Raw genomic sequence first — 20435 nt, 5'->3', positions numbered from 1 at the left:
AAACTACGCTTTTCACTCAAGCCTCTGAAAAGGGCGATAAAAAAATGAGGAATGAGGTATGACGATTTCGAAGGGGATTTTAGGCTCAGCGGCACTTTTGGCGGCGTTGAGTTTACCGCTACAGGCCGCGGAGCCTGTGAAAGTGGGCTCTAAAATTGATACTGAGGGGGCGCTGCTCGGCAATATCATTTTGCAGGTGCTCGAAAGTCACGGCGTAAAAACAGTCAATAAAGTTCAGCTTGGCACCACCCCGGTGGTGCGCGGTGCCATCACGTCCGGCGAGCTGGATATCTACCCGGAATATACCGGCAACGGGGCGTTTTTCTTCAAAGATGAAAACGATGCCGCATGGAAGAATGCCAGCCAGGGCTACGAAAAAGTTAAAAAACTCGACGCCGAACAGAACAAGCTGATGTGGTTAACCCCGGCCCCGGCCAATAACACCTGGACCATCGCGGTGCGTAAAGACGTGGCGGAAAAGGGCAAACTGACGACGCTTGAGGATCTTAGCCGCTATCTGAAAGAGAAAGGCGAATTCAAACTGGCCGCGTCGGCAGAATTTATCGAACGTGCGGATGCGTTACCCGCGTTTGAAAAAACTTACGGCTTCAAGCTCGACCAGAGCCAGCTATTGTCGCTGGCCGGTGGCGATACGGCTGTGACCATTAAAGCGGCGGCGCAGCAAACTTCCGGGGTGAACGCGGCTATGGCCTACGGCACCGACGGCCCGGTCGCGGCGCTGGGTCTACAGACCCTTACCGATCCGAAGGGGGTTCAGCCTATTTATGCGCCTGCACCCGTGGTGCGGGAAGCGGTGCTGAAGGCCTATCCGCAGCTCGGCGAATGGCTGAAGCCCGTCTTTGAAAGCCTGGATGAGAAAACCTTACAGCAGCTGAATGCCAGCATTGCGGTAGAGGGGCTGGATGCCAAAAAAGTGGCGGCAGATTATCTTAAGTCGAAAGGGCTGGTGAAATAGCCCACCGCAACAGGACTTTGCTGTGCCGATAACCTGTCATAACCGCGTGCTGTTGCTGCTGGCCATTCTGGCTGTGGCGGCAGCCGCGCTGCCTTTCGTCAATTTCGCCCCAAACCGGCTGGTTTCCGGAGAGGGGCGTGCGCTCTGGCAAATCTGGTCTTTTTCCCCCTGGCTGCTTCTGGCGCCGCTCTGCCTGCTGGCGGGGCTATCGCTGGCGCGTGGCCGACTGGCGCTGATGCTGACGCTACTGGTATGCGAGCTGCTGTTTATTGTGCTTTTCTGGAGCGCAGGGCAGGCGGCCACGCACCTGGTAACGGCAGAGAGCCCGCTGGCTCGTACGTCGGTTGGTAGCGGCCTGTGGCTCTGGCTGGCCTTGTGCTTGCTGGCCTGCAGCGATGCTATTCGTCGTCTCTCGACTCAGCCCGTCTGGCGCTGGCTGCTGCATGCGCAAATCTGGATCCTGCCGTTAGCCCTGCTCTTTAGCGGTGAGCTGAATAGCTTATCGTTGCTAAAGGAGTACGCCAATCGGCAGGAGGTGTTTGATAACGCGCTGGCGCAGCATCTAACGCTATTGCTGGGCACTCTCGCCCCGGCGCTGGTCATTGGCGTGCCGCTGGGGATGTGGTGTTATCGCCATCCCACCCGCCAGGGGCCGGTGTTTGCGGTGTTGAATGTTATCCAGACTATCCCTTCCGTGGCCCTGTTTGGCCTGCTGATCGCGCCGCTGGCCGGGCTGACCAAAGCCTTTCCGTGGCTCTCGACGCTGGGTATCGCCGGGACAGGGCTAACCCCGGCGCTGATTGCCCTGGTGCTCTACGCCTTGCTGCCGCTGGCGCGCGGGATGGTGGCGGGGTTAAGCCATGTGCCTGCCGACGTACTGGAAAGTGCTGATGCGATGGGCATGAACGCCCGTCAGCGCTTCTGGCAGATCCAGCTTCCCCTTGCGCTACCGGTGCTGCTACGCGCATTACGGGTGGTAGCGGTACAGACGGTCGGGATGGCGGTGATTGCCGCGCTGATTGGAGCCGGCGGGTTTGGTGCACTGGTGTTCCAGGGGCTGCTGAGTAGTGCCCTCGACCTTGTGCTGTTGGGTGTGGTGCCGGTCATTGCGCTGGCAGTCGTCATTGACGCTCTCTTCGCCCTGTGGATAGCGCTACTGAAAGGGAGTCGCGATGATTGAATTCCAGGATGTAAATAAAGTATTCGCCGGTCAGCCGGCGGTCAGCGACCTGAACCTCACCTGTGAGGAGGGGGCGTTTTCAGTGCTGATTGGCACCTCCGGATCGGGGAAGTCCACCACCCTGAAAATGATCAATCGGCTGGTGGAACATGACAGCGGCCGCATCTGCTTCGCCGGGCAAGAGATCCGCAGCCTGCCGGTGCTGGAGCTGCGTCGGCGTATGGGGTACGCCATTCAATCCATCGGGCTGTTCCCCCACTGGACGGTCGCGCGCAATATTGCCACCGTGCCGCAGTTGCAAAAGTGGTCGAAACAACAGATCGACGACCGCGTCGATGAGCTGATGGCGCTGCTGGGTCTGGATCCCTCCCTGCGGGAACGCTATCCGCATCAGCTTTCTGGCGGGCAGCAGCAGCGCGTAGGGGTTGCCCGGGCGCTGGCTGCTAACCCAGAAGTGCTATTAATGGATGAACCCTTCGGGGCGCTGGATCCGGTCACACGCAGCGCATTACAGCTGGAGATGACCCGTATTCACCGCATTCTGGGGCGCACCATTGTTCTGGTGACCCACGATATTGACGAGGCCTTGAGGCTGGCGGACAGACTGGTGCTGATGGATAACGGCAGAGTCGTGCAGCAAGGCTCGCCGCTGGAGCTGTTAACACAGCCCGCCACCCCCTTTGTACGTGAGTTCTTTGGCCACAGCGAGCTGGGGGTGCGGTTGCTCTCCCTGCGAACGGTGGGTGAGTCGATGCGTCGGGAGATGACCCCTGAGGCGGGTGAGCCCTTACACGACAGCATGAGCCTGCGCGATGCCCTGTCGGCGTTTGTCACTGGCCGCTGCGAGCGGTTGCCGGTCGTCAACGCCCAGGGTCAGCCTTGCGGCACGCTGCATTTTCGCGATCTGCTGAACGGGGAGGCCGCGCATGAAGTGGATGCGTGACCCGCTGCTGTGGCTGGTGCTGCTCTTCGTGGCGCTGCTGCTGCTCATGCCCCACAGTGCGCCCCTTTTCAGCGCTCTGTTTCCTGAACTACCTCGTCCGGTTTATCAGCAAGAGAGCTTTCTGAGCCTGACGCTGGCGCACTTCTGGCTGGTGGGGATATCGAGCCTGATTGCGGTGGCGATTGGCGTGGGGGCAGGCATTGCGGTGACGCGCCCGGCAGGGGCGGAGTTTCGCCCATTAATTGAAACGCTGGCTGCTATCGGGCAGACGTTCCCGCCGGTGGCGGTACTGGCCATTGCGGTGCCCGTGATGGGATTTGGGCAACAGCCGGCGATTATCGCCCTGATTCTCTACGGCGTGTTGCCGATTTTACAGGCGACGCTGGCAGGGCTCGCGGCAGTGCCCGCCTCGGCCATCAGCGTAGCGGAAGGGATGGGGATGAGCGGCTGGCAGCGACTGCGCAGTATTGAGCTGCCGCTGGCGGCGCCGGTGATGCTGGCCGGTATCCGCACCTCGGTGATCATCAATATTGGTACGGCGGCTATCGCGTCGACGGTGGGGGCGAACACACTGGGAACGCCGATTATTATCGGCTTAAGCGGATTCAATACGGCTTATATCATTCAGGGGGCGACTCTGGTGGCGCTGGCGGCCATTGTGGTAGACCGCGCCTTTGAACGGCTGGCAGGCTGGATCAGCCGACACCGCCGCGAACAATAAAGGAATAGCCAGCCAGCATCACACCGCCAATACCGCTTACGGCCATCAGTGCGAACAGGGTGATTACCGCCACTTTGGTTGCTTTCATCTTGTGCTCCTTTTGTTAACAGAGCGATTATACGGCGAAGCACGGCTGTTAATGAACCATTAATTGCCATTAAGGGAGAAGACCGGATATCCGTGCTCTTGCCACTGGGTTAGTTGCTGCTGCTGTGCTTCGGTGGGGGACTCACCGCACCACACCAGCAGCGTCTGGCCGTCGAACAGCTCCGGGCGCAACTGGCCGAGCGAATGAGCCAGCACATCGACGCGCCACCCCTGCTGGGCGGCGATCCAGGCTTCCAGCCACAGACGGGTCGTATCATGCACGTTCCAGCCAATGACGAGCGCGTCTTTGCTGTTTTTCTTACGCGCCGTCGCCAGACAGATGCAGATGTAATTAATCAGCACGCCATCCAGGGCACTCAGTAACGCCTGAAGGGTTGGTTGTTGGGATTGCAGACGTCGGCGAAGGGGGATGAAAAGGTGGGCAATTAACGTCTGAGCGGGATAGTCACTGCCCCGTTCCTTAAGCCAGAGACGCAGGCGGTTGAGATGGCCAGACTGCAAATAGCGTAGCAACACTTCCTGCTGTTCGCGCCAGATGTCCTGTTCAGTATTATTCTGCTCGCTCAGCAGGGTTTTCACCTTGCTGACCTGCACGCCGTTATCAATCCAGCCTTTAATTTCGCGGATCCGATCGATATCCGCATCGTTAAACAGCCGATGCCCGCCGTCGGTTCGCTGCGGTTTCAGTAATCCGTAGCGACGCTGCCAGGCCCGTAACGTAACGGGATTGATGTCACAAAGAAGTGCCACTTCCCCTATCGTGTAAAGCGCCATCTGAGCCCCCTGGCTTGCGCATTCCCAGCTTAACTGTAGACCGAGTTTCGCGAACCAGGAAGAATTGTCCTTTTTTTGCACAAACAATACGAAGATCAGAATATGTTCAGCAAAAGGTGTGATGTCAGCCACGAAACGAGGTTTATTAAGTATTGCTACAAAGAAAGTTAACGCTTATGGGTGTATGTTACGCGCTTTTAGGGTTTGCGGTTTTCAAGTATGTACGAATTCAATCTGGTGTTGTTGCTGCTTCAGCAGATGTGCGTGTTCCTGGTCATTGCCTGGCTGATGAGCAAAACGCGCCTCTTTATCCCCCTGATGCAGGTCACCGTGCGTCTGCCGCATAAACTCCTCTGCTACGTCGTATTCTCTATTTTCTGTATTCTCGGCACCTGGTTCGGCCTGCATATTGAAGACTCCATTGCCAATACGCGCGCCATTGGCGCGGTCATGGGCGGGCTGCTGGGCGGCCCGGTTGTAGGTGGGTTGGTGGGGTTGACCGGTGGGCTGCACCGCTACTCCATGGGCGGCATGACGGCGCTAAGCTGCATGATCTCCACCATCGTTGAGGGGCTGCTGGGTGGGCTGGTGCACAGCTACATGATTAAGCGTGGCCGTCCGGACAAAGTTTTCAGCCCCTTGACTGCGGGCGCCATCACCTTTGTGGCCGAACTGGTGCAAATGTTGATCATCCTGCTAATTGCCCGCCCCTATGACAGCGCTCTGCATCTGGTGAGCAGCATCGCGGCACCGATGATGGTCACGAACACCGTCGGTGCCGCGCTGTTTATGCGTATCTTGCTCGATAAGCGGGCCATGTTTGAAAAGTATACCTCGGCATTTTCCGCCACCGCCCTGAAAGTCGCGGCCTCGACAGAGGGGATTTTGCGCCAGGGATTCAACGAAGAGAACAGCATGAAAGTGGCGCTGGTTCTGCATCAGGAGCTGGACATCAGCGCGGTAGCCATCACCGATCGTGAGAAGTTGCTGGCCTTTACCGGTATCGGAGACGACCATCACCAGCCGGGCAGACCGATTTCGTCCAGCTATACGCTTCGCGCCATCGAGACCGGTGAGGTAGTCTACGCAGACGGTAACGAAGTGCCGTACCGCTGTTCGCTGCATCCCCAGTGCAAGCTAGGGTCAACGCTGGTGATCCCGCTGCGGGGAGAGAACCAGCGGGTCATGGGCACCATCAAGCTCTATGAAGCCAAAAACCGACTCTTTAGCTCCATCAACCGCACGCTGGGGGAGGGGATTGCCCAGCTGCTCTCGGCGCAAATTCTGGCCGGACAGTATGAGCGACAAAAAGCGTTACTGACGCAGTCGGAGATTAAGCTGCTGCATGCTCAGGTGAATCCGCACTTTCTATTCAATGCCCTGAATACGCTTAAGGCGGTGATCCGCCGTGATAGCGATCAGGCCACGCAGCTGGTGCAATTTTTATCGACCTTCTTCCGTAAGAACCTGAAGCGGCCGTCAGAGATTGTCACCCTGGCAGATGAAATAGAGCATGTGAATGCCTATCTGCAAATTGAAAAGGCGCGCTTCCAGGCGCGTTTACAGGTGACGCTGAACGTGCCGGAGAAGCTCTCATGGCAACAGCTGCCTGCTTTTACCTTGCAGCCGCTGGTCGAGAATGCCATCAAGCATGGCACTTCCCAGCTGTTGGGCACCGGTGAGATCTCCATTACCGCCAGCCAGTTTAATCACCATCTGGTGCTTGATATTGAAGATAACGCCGGCTTGTATACCGCAAAACCCGGATCCACCGGACTGGGCATGGGGCTGGTCGATAAACGATTGCGTGCCCATTTCGGCGATAGCTGCGGCATTACCGTGGCCTGTGAACCGGATTGCTTTACCCGTATTACCTTACGTCTGCCCCTGGAGGAACGCACATGCTGAACGTGCTGATAGTTGATGATGAACCTCTGGCGAGGGAAAACCTGCGGGTGCTCCTGCAGGAACAGCGTGATATCGAGGTGGTGGGGGAGTGCGCCAACGCCATCGAAGCTATCGGGGCCGTCCATACGCTGCGTCCGGATGTGCTGTTTCTGGACATTCAGATGCCACGCATCAGCGGGCTGGAGATGGTGGGAATGCTCGATCCGGCGCACCGGCCCTATATCGTTTTTCTGACCGCCTACGATGAGTACGCGGTAAAAGCCTTTGAAGAACATGCGTTTGATTATCTGCTGAAGCCCATCGAAGAGAAGCGGCTGGAAAAGACCCTTAACCGCTTACGGCAAGAGCGTAGCGTGCAGGATGTTTCGCTGCTGGCGGAAAATCAGCAGCCCCTGAAGTTCATTCCCTGTTCGGGCCATAGCCGTATTTATCTGCTGCAGATGGATGACGTGGCCTTTGTCAGCAGTCGAATGAGCGGGGTATTCGTGACCAGCCATGAAGGCAAAGAGGGTTTTACCGAGCTGACGCTACGAACCCTGGAGAGCCGCACGCCGCTGTTGCGCTGCCATCGACAATACCTGGTTAACATGGCCCACCTGGAAGAGATCCGGCTGGAGGAGAACGGTCAGGCGGAGCTGGTCTTAAAATCCGGGCAGACGGTGCCGGTGAGCCGCCGCTATCTGAAGAGTTTGAAAGAGGCGATTGGGCTGTAAAACTGCTACACTGCGCGCCATTGCATCATCGACAGTTAAAGGCACTCATGCTTAGTAATGACATTCTTCGTAGCCTGCGCTACACCCTGAAAGCGAACAATAACGATATGGTGCGCATTCTTGCGCTCTCCGAGATGGAGTCCACCTCTGCCGGTTTCGACACCTGGATGACCAAAGAGGACGAAGAGGGTTTTGTCCGTTGTCCGGACATTATTCTGTCTGGCTTCCTGAACGGGCTGATCTACGATAAGCGTGGCAAAGATGAATCCGCGCCTGAGCTGGCGCTTGAGCGTCGTGTTAACAATAACACGGTGCTAAAGAAGCTGCGCATCGCCTTCTCCCTGAAAACAGACGATATTCTGGCGATCATGACCGAGCAGAAGTTTCGCGTCTCTATGCCGGAAATCACGGCCATGATGCGCGCGCCGGACCACAAGAACTACCGTGAGTGCGGCGATCAGTTTTTGCGTTACTTCCTGCGCGGCCTGACCAACCGGGTGCACGCCAAAGCCTGACGCCAGTGACCGCCCCGGCAGCTACGTTCTGCGGGGGCGCGTACTCATTTCACCTCGACAAATCCCTGCGCAAGCCGATGTTCTGCCGATTCAGCCATTGAAAGGCTCGGTTTTTCACAGTCGGCCTCTTTACCCTGTAATCTGCACAGATCGCGGTCGCTGACCTCGCTAAAGTTTACCGAGACGCGTAGCAGTACGGCGTCGGGCTGATACTCTGCACTGTATTTGGCGCCTTTCACCCCGGCATAATGGGTCACCATGGTCTCAATGGACTGGCGCGCCTGCGCTTCATCCGCGGCACCCATCGATCGGTAGGTGATTTTACTCCGGGTATCCTGGCGAGTGATGGTGTCCCCTTCATAGTAATAAGTGAAGGTGATCTCACTCTCTTTTGCACCGTTGGTAAAGGTGCGGCTGTTTTCGCTTGTGCTATCGCAGCCCACAGCCGTGGCGGCGAGCAAGACCACGGCCAGCGCGGTGGTGAGGCGGTTTACTGTCATCAAATTCCCTTTTGTTAAAGCAGATACTTTTTCGCGACGATGCTAACAGGTCATCGTGATATCCAAAGCGGGAATGTGGTGAAGGGATTTGATTTCGGAATTTATAAAAAAAGCGCTGCCACTGCAGCGCTTTAAGGGGAGGGGGTTATTTCACCTGCTGACCCGGCTTCGCGCCGTCGTCAGGGCTTAACAGGAAGATATCTTTCCCGCCAGGACCTGCGGCCATCACCATACCTTCAGAGATGCCGAAGCGCATTTTGCGTGGCGCAAGGTTAGCCACCATCACCGTCAGGCGACCAATCAGCACCTGCGGGTCTGGATAGGCAGAGCGGATGCCGGAGAAGACGTTACGTTTCTCGCCGCCCAGATCCAGCGTCAGACGCAGCAGCTTGTCGGAGCCGTCGACGAATTCCGCGTTTTCAATCAGCGCGACGCGCAGGTCGACTTTGGCGAAATCATCAAAGGTGATGGTCTCCTGAATCGGATCGTCTGCCAGCGGGCCGGTTACCGGCGCAGCGGCAGCCTTCACCTCTTCTTTAGAGGCGTCGACCAGGGCTTCAACCTGCTTCATTTCGATGCGGTTATAGAGCGCCTTGAAGGTGTTCACCTTGTGGCCGAGCAGCGGCTGCTGGATGGCATCCCAGGTCAGCTCGGTGTTCAGGAATGCTTCAGCACGCGCAGAGAGCTGCGGCAGAACCGGCTTCAGCCAGGTCATCAGCACGCGGAACATATTCAGGCCCATGGTGCAGATAGCCTGCAGGTCCGCATCGCGGCCTTCCTGTTTAGCGACAACCCACGGTGCCTGCTCGTCAACGTAGCGGTTCGCCACGTCAGCCAGCGCCATGATTTCGCGAATGGCTTTACCGAATTCACGGCTTTCCCAGGCCTCGCCAATCGCAGCGGCGGCGTCGGTGAAGGTTTTGTACATCGCAGGATCGGCCAGTTCGGCAGAGAGCACGCCGTCGAAACGCTTAGCAATGAAGCCCGCGTTACGGGAGGCCAGGTTCACCACCTTGTTAACGATGTCCGCGTTAACGCGCTGGACGAAATCTTCGAGGTTCAGGTCGATATCGTCGATGCGAGAAGAGAGCTTCGCGGTGTAGTAGTAGCGCAGGCTGTCCGCGTCGAAGTGGTTCAGCCAGGTGCTGGCTTTAATAAAGGTGCCGCGGGATTTAGACATCTTCGCGCCGTTCACCGTCACATAGCCGTGCACGAACAGGTTGGTTGGCTTGCGGAAGTTGCTGCCTTCCAGCATCGCTGGCCAGAACAGGCTGTGGAAGTAAACGATATCTTTGCCGATAAAGTGGTAGAGCTCGGCGGTGGAATCTTTCTTCCAGTATTCCTCAAAGCTGGTGGTGTCGCCGCGCTTGTCGCACAGGTTCTTGAAGGAGCCCATGTAGCCAATTGGCGCATCCAGCCAGACGTAGAAATATTTGCCCGGCGCGTTCGGGATCTCAAAGCCAAAGTACGGCGCATCGCGGGAGATATCCCACTGCTGCAGACCAGACTCGAACCACTCCTGCATCTTGTTCGCCACTTGCTCCTGCAGCGCGCCGCTGCGGGTCCACGCCTGCAGCATTTCGCTAAAGGACGGCAGGTCAAAGAAGAAGTGCTCAGAGTCGCGCATGACAGGCGTTGCGCCAGACACTACGGATTTCGGCTCGATAAGCTCGGTCGGGCTGTAGGTCGCGCCGCACACTTCGCAGTTATCACCATACTGATCCGGCGATTTGCATTTCGGGCAGGTGCCTTTCACGAAACGGTCTGGCAGGAACATGCCTTTTTCCGGATCGTAGAGCTGAGAAATGGTGCGGTTTTTAATAAAACCGTTCTCTTTCAGACGGGTATAGATAAGTTCTGACAGCTCGCGGTTCTCGTCGCTGTGCGTCGAGTGGTAGTTGTCATAGCTGATATCGAAACCGGCGAAGTCGGTCTGGTGTTCCTGACTCATCTCCCCGATCATCTGCTCCGGGCTGACGCCAAGCTGCTGCGCTTTCAGCATAATTGGCGTGCCGTGGGCATCGTCTGCACAGATGAAGTTGACTTCGTGGCCGCGCATTCGCTGGTAACGGACCCAGACATCAGCCTGGATATGCTCCAGCATGTGGCCGAGGTGGATGGAGCCGTTGGCGTACGGCAGTGCGCACGTTACCAGAATTTTTTTCGCGACTTGAGTCATAGTAAGCATTACTTCTTTTAACTGTGAAAAGGGGGTTTGATGTTACCCGAAAGGGAATAACTACGCCAAGAAATAAGGGCATCAATCCATAAATGAATAATTGTGGCCTGTAGGGTAAACTTAGGCTCTACGCATGCTATTTCAGAACTACAACAAAGGAGTCGGGATGAGTTCTCAATCCCAGGCCAAATCACCGGAAGCCTTACGAGCAATGGTCGCCGGGACGCTGGCAAATTTTCAGCATCCAACCCTGAAACACAATCTCACCACGCTGAAAGCGCTGCACCATGTAGCGTGGCTGGATGAGACACTGCACATTGAGCTGCAAATGCCGTTTATCTGGCGCAGCGCTTTCGAAACGCTGAAAGAGCAGACCAGCTCTGAGCTGCTGCGCATTACTGGCGCAAAAGCGATTGACTGGAAGTTGTCGCACAGCATCGCCACCCTCAAGCGCGTGAAAAACCATCCGGGCGTGAACGGCGTGAAAAATATCATTGCGGTTAGTTCCGGCAAGGGCGGGGTGGGGAAATCCTCTACCGCGGTAAACCTGGCGCTGGCGCTGGCCGCAGAAGGGGCAAAAGTGGGCATCCTGGATGCGGACATTTATGGCCCATCGATCCCGAACATGCTGGGAGCAGAAAACCAGCGTCCAACGTCGCCGGATGGCACCCATATGGCGCCGATCATGGCGCACGGGCTGGCAACAAACTCTATCGGTTACCTGGTAACCGACGACAACGCCATGGTGTGGCGCGGTCCGATGGCCAGTAAAGCTCTGATGCAGATGTTACAAGAGACCATGTGGCCGGATCTGGATTACCTGGTCCTGGATATGCCGCCGGGTACCGGGGACATTCAGTTGACTCTGGCGCAGAACATCCCGGTCACCGGGGCGGTTGTGGTGACCACACCGCAGGACATCGCGCTTATCGATGCTAAAAAAGGCATCGTGATGTTCGAGAAAGTGGAAGTGCCGGTGCTGGGTATCGTTGAGAACATGAGCATGCACATCTGCAGCAACTGCGGGCATCATGAGCCTATCTTCGGGACCGGTGGCGCAGAAAAACTGGCTGAACAGTATCACACTCAACTGCTGGGACAGATGCCGTTACACATCACGCTGCGTGAGGATCTCGACAGCGGCAAGCCAACGGTCGTGAGCCGTCCGGCTAGCGAGTTTGCGGATATGTATCGCCAGCTGGCGGGGCGCGTTGCGGCGCAGCTCTACTGGCAGGGTGACGTTATCCCAAGCGAAATCGCGTTCCGCGCGGTCTAAAATCAACAGGCTGCCCTAACCGGGCAGCCTGTAGTGCATCAGATAATACTCGCCGTCCGGCGACTCTCCCGTCGCTTCAATATGCCACCCCTGGCGCTGGTAAAATTCCACGGCACGACTGTTCTTCACCAGACATTTCAATGCACCGGTGCTGGTAAACGTTTGCTGAACATGTTCGAGCAAGGCCTTACCTGCCCCCTGACCCTGATAATGGGGATCGACAAACAGGCAGTGCAGGAAATTGTCATTGACCGCCACTGAGGCAAAACCTACCCGGTGACCCGCGTCTAAAGCCACCCAAATCTGCTCATTAAGCGTGGCGGCATCGAAATCCTCAAGACGCCAGGCGCTGTCATCAAGCCATGGCCAGGCAGCGCGACGGGCGTGGAGGTAGAGCGTGCGCAGGAAAGGGCGGTCACCCTCCTGCCAGGGACGAATTTTCACGGGCTTAACGATGGTAGAAGATGTCACCGTTGTAGGCTTTGTAGATTTTGCCATCGGTATCGCCAATCAGTACGTAGTTCTCACCCATGTAAGTCCAGTGCGTGCCGGCATCGGGCGCAGGCAAGTTACGCAGATTGTACTGTTTAATGGTGTATTCCGGGGTCTGGTATTGTGCGGGGGCAAAATCGCCAATTTTGTATTTGGTGAAATCGGCAATAAACTCCTGCTCCTCATAGGCCTGGATGCCACCAGGGGCCGCAACGGCCAGAGGCGCAATAAATGCTGTGCTCGCCAGAGACAGTAATGTGCCCAGAAGCAGTACTTTACCTTTGTTCATTTTTTCTCCAGTTCTTAATGCTTTGCTGTGACGCGACATCAGTTATTACTCAACCGACAGTCTATCTCAAGTTTCGCTTGCTGGCGCGTCGAGAAAAAATGTAACAAAACCGTACTTTTGGCCGTCAGGCGCTGTCGCTAATTATCGGTCGCATGAATTAGATTAAGAATAGTAATAATTATTTGTATTGCTTTATTAATGAATTCCGAATATGAAGCCGTTATCCAGTAATAGAGCGCACACGCTGTGTTAATTTTGTAGCACAGCGTTTAAAATGCCTGGAAGGTTATTGGATTTTCCTCACTGCTTATATTTCAGATAATATCAGCATACTTTCGTCGGACGGATCATACCGTTTCGATGCCTCATAAATCTATAAATATTAATTAGTTATTACAAATCAGCAATGCCGGACTTGTCGGGTGTATCAACATTAATTTCAGGGCGTCATTATTAATGAAAGCTAAAATACGGATATGGACTTTACTTATTACAACAGGGTTGTTAACAGGCTGCGTTAATATTCCGGGGCAACATCTTAAAACGAATGGGAAAAAGATAGCCCACACCGTTGATTCCTCCGACGATATAAGCAAAAAAGTCGAAATATGGCCACTTACCCCTTCTGTGATTGAACAGTTGCGTCCAGCCAGCCTGAAATCTCAGGCAAATCCTGGACTCGACGAACAGCTTAAAAAGTGGGAGTACCGGATCGGCACCGGTGACATTCTGATGATCACCGTATGGGATCACCCGGAACTCACCACACCTGCCGGGCAATATCGTAGCGCCAGCGATACCGGCAACTGGGTAGGGGCGGATGGCACTCTCTTTTATCCCTACGTTGGCAAGCTGCACGTAGCCGGGAAAACGCTGGCAGAGGTGCGCAGTGAGATCACCCGACGGCTGGAGCGGGTGATCGAAAGTCCACAGGTTGATGTCAGCGTCGCAGCGTTTCGCTCGCAAAAAGCCTATGTCACGGGTGAAGTCGCAAAATCGGGCCAACAGCCTATCACCAATATTCCGCTGACCGTGATGGATGCCATTAACGCGGCAGGCGGTCTCTCTGCGGATGCCGACTGGCGAAACGTGGTGCTGACCCATGACGGCAAAGATTCCGTGATTTCCCTCTATGCGTTAATGCAGCATGGCGATCTCAGTCAGAACCGGCTGCTTAGCGCCGGCGATATCCTCTTTATTCCACGTAATGATGCCCTCAAGGTCTTTGTGATGGGGGAAGTGGTGAAACAGAGCACGCTGAAGATGGATCGCAGCGGTATGACCCTGGCGGAAGCCCTGGGTAATGCGGGCGGTATTAACCAGGATCTGGCGGATGCTACCGGCATTTTTGTGATTCGCTCGACGACTGAGAAAAAGCCCGGGAGCAAAATTGCCAATATCTATCAGCTGAAAGCGCGCGACGCGTCGGCCATGGTTCTGGCCACGGAGTTTGAGCTGCAGCCTTACGACATCGTCTATGTCACTACGGCGCCATTGGCTCGCTGGAACCGCGTCGTGAAACAGCTGGTACCGACAATCACCGGTATCCACGATCTGACTGAAACCGTTCATTCCATCAGGACGTGGCCATAATGCGGATCCAAACCATTCTGGTGGTGTGTACAGGAAACATCTGCCGCTCCCCGATGGGGGAGGGGCTTTTACAGCAGAAGATGCCTGAGATCGCCGTCAGCTCGGCAGGCATCAGTGGATTGAACGGACGGCCCGTTCACCCTCAGGCGCTCGCAGTGGCGGCGGCGCATGGCATTTCGCTTGCTGATCATGTCGCGCGCGTAGTCACCGCCCCCATGCTTAAGCAGCACGATCTGATTCTTGCGATGGAGCAGGCGCAAATCAACCGCATCTCGCAAATCGCGCCGGAGGTGCGCGGCAAAGCGCTACTGTATGGTAAATGGCAGGGGGGACAGGAGATCCCGGACCCGTTCGGCCAGAGCCGGGATGCGTTTGAGTATGTTTTTCGCTTGTTAAGCGAGGCGAGTCAGGAATGGGCCAGCCGGCTCACAGTTAAGGGATTACCAACATGTCGTCAAAAACAGTAAATCAGTCTGGCTACGGGATGGAAACCCAGGAGCTGGATCTGGCTCGCCTGCTCAGCGAATTGATCGATCATCGCGTTTGTATATTGAGTTTCACGCTGCTCTGCGCAACCTGCGGTCTGCTGTATGCACTCTTTGCCTCGCCGGTCTATATCGCCGATGCGATCATTCAAATTGAACAAAAGCAGCAAAATAATCTCCTTAAATCGATCACTCAGCTGTCGGGGGATGCCTCACCAGACTCGACGGCAGAAATCCAGCTGCTGAAATCGCGGATGATTCTGGGTAAAACCGTCGATGATTTACGCCTGCGCGATGAGATCGTCCCGGTGCGTTTCCCGCTCATTGGCAACGGTCTGGCCCGGCTGACAGGCCAGGAGACGCCCGTGCTGAAGCTCGACTGGCTGATGTTGCCCTCCAGGCACTCCCCCCTGACCCTGACCGCCGGGAAAAATGGCGAGTTCCTGCTCGAAGGCATTGATATCAACGTGCATGGCACCCCGGGGAAACTGGTGCAGAAAGCGGGCGTCGCGCTGCGGGTGCGTGAATTGCGCGCCCCGGTCGGTACTCGCTTTAAAATCAGCCAGAAAACGCAGCTTGAGGCGATCAACGTCTTGTCGAAACGCTTTAGTGTGGTCGAAAAGGGCAAAGAGAGTGGGGTACTGGAGCTCAGCTTAACCGGCCCTGAGCGAGGCGCCATTGCGGCTACGCTTAATCAAATTGCCAATAATTATCTGCAGCAGAATATCGACCGTCAGGCCGCGCAGGATTCACAAAGTCTCGCCTTCCTGAAGCGACAGTTGCCGAAGGTGCGCGGAGAGCTGGATGAAGCGGAGGGTCGCCTGAACAACTACCGCAAAAAGCGGGATTCGGTCGATCTGTCGCTGGAGGCTAAATCGGTCCTTGAGCAGATTGTCAATGTCGATAATCAGCTGAACGAACTGACCTTCCGCGAGGCGGAAGTTTCACAGCACTTCAAAAAGGATCACCCTACTTATCGTGCGCTACGGGACAAACGGGCTACGCTGGAAAAGGAGCGTGAGCGGTTGAATAAGCGGGTCGGAACGATGCCATCCACCCAGCAGGAGATTTTACGGCTGAGTCGGGACGTGGATTCGGGGCGCGCGATCTACCTGCAGCTGCTTACCCGTCAGCAGGAGCTGGATATCTCCCGTTCCAGCACGATCGGCAATGTCCGTATTATCGATTCGGCGGTTGCACAGCCTGACCCCGTGCAGCCGCGCAAAGGGTTGATTGTCGTTCTTGCCACCCTGCTCGGGTTGCTGATCTCCTCGGGAGGGATACTGGCACGTAGCGCAATTCGCCAGGGGATTATTTCGCCGGAGCAGCTCGAAAACCAGGGCATTACCGTCTACGCAACGCTGCCCCGTTCAGAATGGCTGAGCAGTAAAACGCATCTGCGTAGCTTTGATTTCTGGCGTAACCGTACCCGGCATAAAATTGTTAATGTTCCCTTTTTGCCGGTCGACAAGCCGCTGGACATTTTTGTGGAGGCGATACGCGGTCTGCGCACCAGCCTGCACTTTGCAATGATGGACGCTGATAATAACATCCTGATGTTTAGTGGCCCCTCGCAGGATTGCGGTAAAACGCTGGTCAGTACCTCGCTGGCGGCGCTGGTGGCGCAGATTGGCGGACGTGTTCTCTTCGTTGATGCGGATATGCGTAAGGGTTATGTCCACAACATTTTTGCGATACAAAACGAGCGCGGGCTCTCTGAACTGCTGTCCGGTAAAATTGCCTTCGACGAGGCGGTGCAGACCTACGAGGACGGTCATTTCGATGTGGTCACCTGCGGGTATTATCCGCCGAACCCCTCCGAACTGTTGATGCACTCGCGCTTCAAGGCCTTTATGCACTGGGCCAGCGAGAATTACGATATGGTGATTGTCGATACCCCGCCGATTCTGGCGGTCACCGATGCCGCCATGGTCGGGCGTATGGCGGCCTCGACGCTGCTGGTGGCGCGCCATAACATCACCAGCGTCAAGGAGATGGTCACCAGCGTCCGTCGTCTCGAACAGATGGGGGTGAACATCAAAGGGGCGATACTTAACGACGTGGTCAAATCTCTGGTTAACCACTACAGCACCGGCTACGACGCCTATGCCTATACCGCGTCAAAGAGCAAAGACCCGCAGCACAGTAAAACCGCGCATCCCTGATCCTATCGCTGCACCTGACAGGGTGCAGCGGTTCTCTAAACTTCTTTACAGCATTATCGTTGCCAAATGGTTTAAGCCCGTTAATATAAGCGTCGTGAATAAAGGGGCAATGATGATCAAGCGGCAGCGGAAAGCGATATTATTGGTAGTGCTTGCATGTCTGGTGGTGCTGGTTTGCAGCGCACAGCGCATGGCAAGCCTGCACGCGCTGGCGATGAAAGCTCCGCTCGTTACCCAGCAGTCCGACGTTGAATCGCCTGTCACCCCTTGTGAACTGAGTGCCAAATCCTTGCTGGCATCGCCACCGATCATGTTTGAAGGGGCGCTCTTTGCCCTGGCGTTGCTGATGGTCGTCCTCACTCCCCAGCCTGTCAGGCATCAACGGCGTTGGCCTCCTCGCGTTATCTCTCCGCCCCGGCTCAGGGTGCATCTCCGCTTATGCGTCTTCCGTGAGTGATTATTCGCCTGTTATTCCAGGTTAATTAATCATTTACGGAGAAAATCTATGTTGACTGTTTTCAGGCGGCTTTTAGTCTGCCTGGCATTACTGTGGCTGCCCGTAAGCTGGGCGGCCGATAGCGGCTGGCTGCGCGCTGCCGATAACGATCACGCCAGCGTGCGTTTACGTGCCCAACCCGCTGAGGCGGGAGAGACACACCTGCTGTTGGACGTAGCCCTGGAAAAGGGCTGGAAAACCTACTGGCGATCCCCGGGCGAGGGCGGAATTGCCCCCTCTATTGCCTGGCAAACGCCGCTCCCGGTGCAGTGGTACTGGCCGACACCCCAGCGCTTTGACGTGGCGGGGATCGCCACCCAGGGCTATCAAGGTAACGTGACCTTCCCGCTGGTGGTGAAAGGCAAGATGCCGGACACCCTGGCCGGTGTGCTAACGCTCTCGACCTGTAGCGATGTCTGTATTCTGACCGACTATCCCTTCTCCCTCAACCTGAGTGGGCCAACAGAGCGTCAGTTTACCTATGACTTCACCAAAGCGATGGGTACGCTGCCGCGGGAAGACGGGCTGACCTCCTCGCTGAAGGCAGCCTGGGCCCCCGGCAAACTGACGGTAACCGCCACCCGCGACACTGGCTGGCACGCCCCAGCGCTCTATCTCGATGGGATTGAAGATGCGGATTTTGCACGCCCGACCTTTAAGATTCAGGGCGAAACGCTGACCGCGATCGTGCCGGTCACGGACGGCTGGGGTGAGGCGGCGCCCGACCTGCGTGGCAAAACGCTATCTCTGGTACTGGCCGACGGTGGTCTGGCCCAGCAGAGCCAGACCACCATTGGTGAAGCCGAGGTGACAACGTCGTCCCTCTTACCGGTACTGGCGATGGCGCTGCTGGGCGGGTTTATCCTCAACCTGATGCCCTGCGTCTTGCCGGTACTGGCGATGAAACTGGGCTCGGTATTGCAGGTGGAAGGGCAGACCAGAAGCCGTGTACGCGGCCAGTTTCTCGCCTCGGTGGCCGGCATTGTGGTGTCGTTTTTAGCACTGGCGCTGATGATGACGTTTCTGCGTCTTAGCAACCAGGCGCTGGGGTGGGGGATTCAGTTCCAGAATCCGTGGTTTATCGCCGCTATGGCGCTGGTGATGGTGCTGTTCAGCGCCAGCCTGCTGGGGTTGTTTGAAATCCGCTTACCCTCTGGCATTACCACCTCGCTGGCCACGCGAGGCGGCAACGGTCTGGCAGGACATTTCTGGCAGGGGGCGTTCGCCACCTTACTCGCCACTCCTTGCACCGCACCGTTCCTGGGCACCGCCGTGTCGGTCGCGCTGGTGGCGCCGCTGGTACAGCTGTGGGGGATCTTCCTCGCCATGGGGATCGGTATGAGCTTGCCGTGGCTGGCGATTGCCGCCTGGCCAGGACTGGCGCGCCGCCTGCCGCGCCCCGGACGCTGGATGAATACGCTGCGCGTGGTGCTGGGGCTGATGATGTTGGGCTCCGCCGTGTGGCTTATCTCGCTGCTTTGGCTGCATATTGGTAAGGCGACGTGGGGTGTACTGGCGCTGGTGTTAGTGCTCCTGCTGGCGGGAGTCTGGCGACGCTACCAGCGACGCGGCGCCCTTGCCGCCACCGCGCTGGCACTGCTGATGGCATTGTCGGGATACTGGCTGACCTCGCAGACGACCGGTGCCGTTGTGGAAGATCGTATTGCCTGGCAGCCGTTGAGCGAGCAGGCCATCACCGACGCGCTGGCGGCCAATAAACGGGTCTTTGTCGATGTTACCGCTGACTGGTGCGTAACCTGTAAAGCCAATAAATACAATGTGTTGTTGCGTGACGATGTACAACAGGCACTGAGTGCCCCGGATGTGGTTGCCCTGCGCGGTGACTGGAGTCGACCATCCGATACTGTCTCGCAGTTTCTGACACGCCGTCAGAGTGCGGCGGTTCCGTTTAATCAGATTTATGGTCCGGCTCAGCCGCAGGGCACCATTCTGCCTGCGCTGTTAAATCGCGAAGGGGTGCTGAACGTACTGTCTGCCGCTAAAGGAGAGCACTAATGCGTTACTGGATGATGATTTTCCTGTTCTGTTTTTCTGCCGTCAGCATGGCTGGGCAGCAACCCGATGCCAACCAGCAGCTGGATGAGCTGATCTTTAACGATCCCGACAGTCCGCGAATGGGGGCAAAGCATCCCCGTCTAACCATCGTCAGCTTCACCGATTACAACTGTCCATGGTGTAAAAAATTTGACCCGATGCTGGAGAAAATTGTCCACGACAACCCGGACGTGCAGTTGATTGTGAAGCTTTTACCCTTCCGCGGCGAAAGCTCAATGGCCTCGGCACGGGTGGCGCTCACGGCCTGGCGCACGATGCCTGATAAATTCTGGGCGTTACACCAGCGATTAATGACGAAGAAGGGCAATCATGACGCGGCTTCCATTCTGGCTGCTCAACAAAAGACAGCCACAACGGGGATCACCCCCGATGCGAAAAGCCAGCAGAGTCTGCAAATGAACCTGATTCTCTCGCAGGTGCTGGGCATTCAGGGAACGCCTGCCACTATTATTGGCGATCAAATGGTCGCCGGGGCGATTCCTCAGGCGGATCTGGAGGCGCTGGTCAAAGAACAGCTGGCGAAAAGCGATGCGCAGTAAAGTACGCCGCTGGGCGCGCGAGCTTCTGATTCTGCTGCTGATTATTGTCGCAGCGGTATGGGGGATGGATCAGCTGCGAAAACCGGTCCTGCCCGCCGGGTTTTCGGCTACCTCTGTTGAGACGCTGGAGGGTGCGCAGATGAATATCGCGGCCCTCAGCGAGGAGCGCCCTTTGCTGATTTACGTCTGGGCGACCTGGTGCGCCATTTGCCGCTACACCACTCCTGCGGTTGAAAGGCTAACGCAAGAGGGCGGCAATGTTCTGAGCGTCGCGTTACGCTCGGGGGATGACGGACAACTTTCGCGCTGGATGGCAAAGAAACGCCTGACCATGCCGGTAGTGAATGACGCGAGCGGGGCGCTATCACGCCAGTGGCAAGTGAGCGTAACGCCTACGCTGGTGATAGTGTCGAAAGGAAATGTAGTCGGCACGACAACCGGCTGGAGCAGCTACTGGGGAATGAAGCTTCGCCTCTGGTGGGCGGGGCGCTAAAAAAAGCCCGGCAG

Annotated in this window: 21 protein-coding genes; 15 read left to right on the top strand and 6 right to left on the bottom strand. The window is 56.6% G+C overall.

The window, feature by feature from the left end:
* The first annotated feature begins 58 nt into the window (after positions 1 to 58).
* Genes osmF through B3B59_RS14300 form a run of 4 tightly spaced genes read left to right on the top strand, consistent with a single transcriptional unit; the run spans position 59 to position 3820 of the window.
* A complete protein-coding gene (gene osmF, locus B3B59_RS14315) occupies positions 59 to 976 on the top strand; it encodes a glycine betaine ABC transporter substrate-binding protein OsmF (protein WP_286809383.1) in 918 nt (305 codons plus the stop codon).
* A 22-nt stretch (positions 977 to 998) separates the two neighbouring features.
* Positions 999 to 2156, top strand: coding sequence for an ABC transporter permease (locus B3B59_RS14310; protein WP_040074825.1), 1158 nt, complete (start codon positions 999 to 1001; stop codon positions 2154 to 2156).
* Positions 2149 to 3099: an ABC transporter ATP-binding protein gene (locus tag B3B59_RS14305; RefSeq protein ID WP_207292088.1), complete on the top strand. Its 951-nt coding sequence runs from the start codon at positions 2149 to 2151 to the stop codon at positions 3097 to 3099. The genes B3B59_RS14310 and B3B59_RS14305 overlap by 8 nt, the downstream gene beginning before the upstream one ends.
* Entirely contained in the window at positions 3083 to 3820 is a 738-nt protein-coding gene (locus B3B59_RS14300) for an ABC transporter permease (RefSeq protein ID WP_040074827.1), read from the top strand. The genes B3B59_RS14305 and B3B59_RS14300 overlap by 17 nt, the downstream gene beginning before the upstream one ends.
* On the opposite strand, the gene B3B59_RS14295 is transcribed toward B3B59_RS14300, so the two are convergent.
* Positions 3795 to 3908 (bottom strand): protein YohO, encoded by a 114-nt coding sequence (locus B3B59_RS14295; RefSeq protein WP_072039489.1) that lies wholly within the window; start codon positions 3906 to 3908, stop codon positions 3795 to 3797. The genes B3B59_RS14300 and B3B59_RS14295 overlap by 26 nt on opposite strands.
* A 59-nt stretch (positions 3909 to 3967) precedes the next feature.
* Positions 3968 to 4702 carry an HTH-type transcriptional regulator MlrA gene (mlrA, locus tag B3B59_RS14290; RefSeq protein ID WP_046884757.1) on the bottom strand — a complete coding sequence of 245 codons (735 nt, stop codon included), beginning with the start codon at positions 4700 to 4702 and terminating at the stop codon, positions 3968 to 3970.
* A gap of 219 nt (positions 4703 to 4921) precedes the next feature.
* Here mlrA and B3B59_RS14285 point away from each other — a divergent pair, with 219 nt between their 5' ends.
* Genes B3B59_RS14285 through B3B59_RS14275 form a run of 3 tightly spaced genes read left to right on the top strand, consistent with a single transcriptional unit; the run spans position 4922 to position 7838 of the window.
* Positions 4922 to 6610: a sensor histidine kinase gene (locus B3B59_RS14285; RefSeq protein WP_040074829.1), complete on the top strand. Its 1689-nt coding sequence runs from the start codon at positions 4922 to 4924 to the stop codon at positions 6608 to 6610.
* Complete coding sequence (gene btsR, locus B3B59_RS14280) at positions 6604 to 7323, top strand: two-component system response regulator BtsR (RefSeq protein ID WP_040074830.1); 720 nt, start codon at positions 6604 to 6606, stop codon at positions 7321 to 7323. Before B3B59_RS14285 ends, btsR begins: the two co-directional genes overlap by 7 nt.
* A gap of 47 nt (positions 7324 to 7370) precedes the next feature.
* Positions 7371 to 7838, top strand: coding sequence for a DUF1456 family protein (locus B3B59_RS14275; RefSeq protein WP_046884759.1), 468 nt, complete (start codon positions 7371 to 7373; stop codon positions 7836 to 7838).
* A gap of 44 nt (positions 7839 to 7882) precedes the next feature.
* Here the strand turns inward: B3B59_RS14275 and B3B59_RS14270 are convergent, their stop codons facing one another.
* Positions 7883 to 8338 carry a DUF1307 domain-containing protein gene (locus B3B59_RS14270; protein ID WP_286809380.1) on the bottom strand — a complete coding sequence of 152 codons (456 nt, stop codon included), beginning with the start codon at positions 8336 to 8338 and terminating at the stop codon, positions 7883 to 7885.
* A gap of 145 nt (positions 8339 to 8483) precedes the next feature.
* Positions 8484 to 10517, bottom strand: a complete 2034-nt coding sequence (gene metG, locus B3B59_RS14265; RefSeq protein ID WP_286809379.1) for a methionine--tRNA ligase — start codon at positions 10515 to 10517, stop codon at positions 8484 to 8486.
* Between the two features lie 166 nt (positions 10518 to 10683).
* Between metG and apbC the strand changes: the two genes are divergently transcribed.
* Complete coding sequence (gene apbC / locus B3B59_RS14260; RefSeq protein ID WP_040074834.1) at positions 10684 to 11793, top strand: iron-sulfur cluster carrier protein ApbC; 1110 nt, start codon at positions 10684 to 10686, stop codon at positions 11791 to 11793.
* Between the two features lie 15 nt (positions 11794 to 11808).
* Here the strand turns inward: apbC and B3B59_RS14255 are convergent, their stop codons facing one another.
* Both B3B59_RS14255 and B3B59_RS14250 read right to left on the bottom strand, forming a co-directional pair.
* The gene (locus B3B59_RS14255) at positions 11809 to 12291 is read right to left on the bottom strand and encodes a GNAT family N-acetyltransferase (RefSeq protein ID WP_286809377.1); all 483 of its coding nucleotides are present in this window, start codon (positions 12289 to 12291) and stop codon (positions 11809 to 11811) included.
* Positions 12242 to 12574 (bottom strand): RcnB family protein, encoded by a 333-nt coding sequence (locus B3B59_RS14250; protein ID WP_040074836.1) that lies wholly within the window; start codon positions 12572 to 12574, stop codon positions 12242 to 12244. Before B3B59_RS14250 ends, B3B59_RS14255 begins: the two co-directional genes overlap by 50 nt.
* Before the next feature lie 456 nt (positions 12575 to 13030).
* Here B3B59_RS14250 and B3B59_RS14245 point away from each other — a divergent pair, with 456 nt between their 5' ends.
* The 7 genes from B3B59_RS14245 (at position 13031) to B3B59_RS14215 (ending at position 20421) form a co-directional block, all read left to right on the top strand.
* The gene (locus B3B59_RS14245; protein WP_046884765.1) at positions 13031 to 14167 is read left to right on the top strand and encodes a polysaccharide export protein; all 1137 of its coding nucleotides are present in this window, start codon (positions 13031 to 13033) and stop codon (positions 14165 to 14167) included.
* Positions 14158 to 14634 (top strand): protein-tyrosine-phosphatase, encoded by a 477-nt coding sequence (locus B3B59_RS14240; protein ID WP_046884766.1) that lies wholly within the window; start codon positions 14158 to 14160, stop codon positions 14632 to 14634. The genes B3B59_RS14245 and B3B59_RS14240 overlap by 10 nt, the downstream gene beginning before the upstream one ends.
* A complete protein-coding gene (locus B3B59_RS14235; RefSeq protein ID WP_286809374.1) occupies positions 14616 to 16817 on the top strand; it encodes a polysaccharide biosynthesis tyrosine autokinase in 2202 nt (733 codons plus the stop codon). The genes B3B59_RS14240 and B3B59_RS14235 overlap by 19 nt, the downstream gene beginning before the upstream one ends.
* A gap of 112 nt (positions 16818 to 16929) precedes the next feature.
* Positions 16930 to 17274, top strand: a complete 345-nt coding sequence (locus tag B3B59_RS14230) for a copper resistance protein (protein ID WP_286809527.1) — start codon at positions 16930 to 16932, stop codon at positions 17272 to 17274.
* A 48-nt stretch (positions 17275 to 17322) separates the two neighbouring features.
* Complete coding sequence (locus tag B3B59_RS14225; RefSeq protein ID WP_286809372.1) at positions 17323 to 19329, top strand: protein-disulfide reductase DsbD family protein; 2007 nt, start codon at positions 17323 to 17325, stop codon at positions 19327 to 19329.
* The gene (locus B3B59_RS14220) at positions 19329 to 19928 is read left to right on the top strand and encodes a DsbA family protein (RefSeq protein WP_414671907.1); all 600 of its coding nucleotides are present in this window, start codon (positions 19329 to 19331) and stop codon (positions 19926 to 19928) included. Before B3B59_RS14225 ends, B3B59_RS14220 begins: the two co-directional genes overlap by 1 nt.
* Positions 19918 to 20421 (top strand): protein disulfide oxidoreductase, encoded by a 504-nt coding sequence (locus B3B59_RS14215; RefSeq protein ID WP_286809370.1) that lies wholly within the window; start codon positions 19918 to 19920, stop codon positions 20419 to 20421. The genes B3B59_RS14220 and B3B59_RS14215 overlap by 11 nt, the downstream gene beginning before the upstream one ends.
* Positions 20422 to 20435: the final 14 nt, after the last annotated feature.

The organism is Leclercia sp. UBA2479 (assembly GCF_002341985.1).
In the GTDB taxonomy this organism is placed as follows: Bacteria; Pseudomonadota; Gammaproteobacteria; order Enterobacterales; family Enterobacteriaceae; genus Enterobacter; species Enterobacter pneumoniae.
This window is presented reverse-complemented; position numbering and strand designations above follow the sequence as displayed.

Excerpts from the sequence above, each read along its gene's own strand:
- B3B59_RS14300 (WP_040074827.1), top strand. The coding sequence starts at position 3,083 with ATGAAGTGGATGCGTGACCCGCTGCTGTGGCTGGTGCTGCTCTTCGTG.
- B3B59_RS14295 (WP_072039489.1), bottom strand. The coding sequence starts at position 3,908 with ATGAAAGCAACCAAAGTGGCGGTAATCACCCTGTTCGCACTGATGGCC.
- B3B59_RS14305 (WP_207292088.1), top strand. The coding sequence starts at position 2,149 with ATGATTGAATTCCAGGATGTAAATAAAGTATTCGCCGGTCAGCCGGCG.
- metG (WP_286809379.1), bottom strand. The coding sequence starts at position 10,517 with ATGACTCAAGTCGCGAAAAAAATTCTGGTAACGTGCGCACTGCCGTAC.
- mlrA (WP_046884757.1), bottom strand. The coding sequence starts at position 4,702 with ATGGCGCTTTACACGATAGGGGAAGTGGCACTTCTTTGTGACATCAAT.
- B3B59_RS14225 (WP_286809372.1), top strand. The coding sequence starts at position 17,323 with ATGTTGACTGTTTTCAGGCGGCTTTTAGTCTGCCTGGCATTACTGTGG.
- B3B59_RS14220 (WP_414671907.1), top strand. The coding sequence starts at position 19,329 with ATGCGTTACTGGATGATGATTTTCCTGTTCTGTTTTTCTGCCGTCAGC.
- B3B59_RS14285 (WP_040074829.1), top strand. The coding sequence starts at position 4,922 with ATGTACGAATTCAATCTGGTGTTGTTGCTGCTTCAGCAGATGTGCGTG.
- B3B59_RS14270 (WP_286809380.1), bottom strand. The coding sequence starts at position 8,338 with ATGACAGTAAACCGCCTCACCACCGCGCTGGCCGTGGTCTTGCTCGCC.
- B3B59_RS14215 (WP_286809370.1), top strand. The coding sequence starts at position 19,918 with ATGCGCAGTAAAGTACGCCGCTGGGCGCGCGAGCTTCTGATTCTGCTG.
- B3B59_RS14245 (WP_046884765.1), top strand. The coding sequence starts at position 13,031 with ATGAAAGCTAAAATACGGATATGGACTTTACTTATTACAACAGGGTTG.
- B3B59_RS14275 (WP_046884759.1), top strand. The coding sequence starts at position 7,371 with ATGCTTAGTAATGACATTCTTCGTAGCCTGCGCTACACCCTGAAAGCG.
- apbC (WP_040074834.1), top strand. The coding sequence starts at position 10,684 with ATGAGTTCTCAATCCCAGGCCAAATCACCGGAAGCCTTACGAGCAATG.
- osmF (WP_286809383.1), top strand. The coding sequence starts at position 59 with ATGACGATTTCGAAGGGGATTTTAGGCTCAGCGGCACTTTTGGCGGCG.
- btsR (WP_040074830.1), top strand. The coding sequence starts at position 6,604 with ATGCTGAACGTGCTGATAGTTGATGATGAACCTCTGGCGAGGGAAAAC.
- B3B59_RS14255 (WP_286809377.1), bottom strand. The coding sequence starts at position 12,291 with ATGGCAAAATCTACAAAGCCTACAACGGTGACATCTTCTACCATCGTT.
- B3B59_RS14250 (WP_040074836.1), bottom strand. The coding sequence starts at position 12,574 with ATGAACAAAGGTAAAGTACTGCTTCTGGGCACATTACTGTCTCTGGCG.
- B3B59_RS14235 (WP_286809374.1), top strand. The coding sequence starts at position 14,616 with ATGTCGTCAAAAACAGTAAATCAGTCTGGCTACGGGATGGAAACCCAG.
- B3B59_RS14230 (WP_286809527.1), top strand. The coding sequence starts at position 16,930 with ATGATCAAGCGGCAGCGGAAAGCGATATTATTGGTAGTGCTTGCATGT.